Origin of the sequence: Allobosea sp. (assembly GCF_035944895.1) — a bacterium.
GTDB lineage: Bacteria > Pseudomonadota > Alphaproteobacteria > Rhizobiales > Beijerinckiaceae > Allobosea.
Map to the genome: position 1 here is coordinate 1 of NZ_DASZAT010000009.1, position 1,676 is coordinate 1,676.

Below are 1,676 nucleotides of genomic sequence, written 5' to 3' on the forward strand. Positions count from 1 at the left end.
CAGCGCTGCGGCCCGTTCACCGTGGCCGCCGGGCAGGATGTCCGAGCCCAGTTTGCAGCGCGGGAGTTCTGAGTGACCCCGACGCCCGAGAAAGATGGAGACGTAAGATGACCCTGATCACCCGGCGCAATGCGCTCAAACTCGGCGTCGCGGGCGGCGCCTTTGCCCTCGCCACCCCGTCGCAGGCGCTGGTCGAGATCGTCGTCACCGGCGGTAACTTCGTGCCGCTGCCGATCGCCATTCCGGATTTCGCCTCGTCCGACCCGGCCTTCGGCGCCGAGATCGCGCAGATCGTGCGCGACAACCTCAAGCGCTCCGGGCTGTTCGTGCCGCTCGACCCCGCATCGCTGCCGATCCGCGTCGGCGACGTCACCAATGAGCCGGATTTCGCCGCCTGGCGCGCCGCCACCGTCGACGCGCTGGTGATGGGCTCGGTGGAGCGCGGGGCCGAAGTCGCCTCGCAGGTGCGCGTCTGGGACACCCAGGCTTCGGCCCAGGTGGTCGGCAAGTCTTACAAGACCGACGCGCAGAACTACCGCCGCATCGCCCACATCGTCTCCGACGCGATCTACGCCTCGCTGTCGGGCGGCACGGGCTATTTCGACACCCGCATCCTCTATGTCGCCGAGAGCGGCCCCAAGGCCAATCGCGTGAAGCGCCTCGCCATCATGGATCAGGACGGCTTCAACGTGCAGTACCTCAGCTCGGGCAAGGCGCTCACCCTGTCGCCACGGCTGTCGCCCGACGGCGGCTCGGTGACCTTCACGTCGTATGAGGACGGCAATCCGCAGGTCTACGTCGCTGGGCTGGGCGGCGCGTCCAAGAAGCTGATCAACGGCGCGCCGATGTCGTTCGCGCCGCGTTATTCGCCCGATGGCGGCACTGTGGTGTTCTCGGTGTCCAATGGCGGCACCACCAACATCTACGCGGCCGGCGTCGGCGGCGGCAACCCGACCCAGCTCACCAGCGGCGCGGCGATCGATACCTCGCCCTGCTACTCGCCGGATGGCTCGCGCATCGTGTTCGAGAGCGACCGCGGCGGCAGCCCGCAGCTCTACATCATGGGCGCGGGTGGCGGCGGTGCGCAGCGCATCTCCTACGGTGAGGGTAGCTACTCCACCCCGGTCTGGTCGCCGGCCGGCGATCTCATCGCCTACACCCGGCAGTCGGGCGGGCAGTTCCACATCGGCATCATGAAGCCCGATGGTTCGGGCGAGCGCATCCTCTCGTCCTCCGGGCAGGTGCAGGAAGGTCCGACCTGGGCGCCGAACAGCCGCGTCATCGGCTTCTTCCGCGATCCGGGCGGCGATGCCGGCCCGAGCCTCCACTCGATCGACATCTGGGGCCGGAACGAGCTCAACCTCAAGACCGAGTCCTTCGCCTCCGACCCAGCGTGGTCGCCGCTGCGCGGTTAAGCAGCTTCCGCGATGCGCCGAGGGAAGACACGATCCCGTGTCTTCCCCGCAACATCACGGAAAAGCCCGGATTCCGGCCACATTCGCGCCAGAATGACCAACAATTAACCAAGCCCGAATACCCCGCCTTAAGATTACCAACGGTAAAAAAGGCGTCTCAAATCCTTCCGATTAGGAGTCAACCCGGATGCGTTCAGTAACGCCCCTTCTCGCCGTGCTGCGTGCTGCCGCGCTGGTGGTTCTCGTGGTCGCCGTGGCGGC

1 protein-coding gene is annotated in these 1,676 nt (G+C 67.0%); it reads left to right on the top strand.

The features are described from left to right. The first annotated feature begins 107 nt into the window (after window positions 1-107). A complete protein-coding gene (gene tolB, locus VGV58_RS15540) occupies window positions 108-1,415 on the top strand; it encodes a Tol-Pal system beta propeller repeat protein TolB (RefSeq protein ID WP_326874943.1) in 1,308 nt (435 codons plus the stop codon). Window positions 1,416-1,676 lie beyond the last annotated feature (261 nt).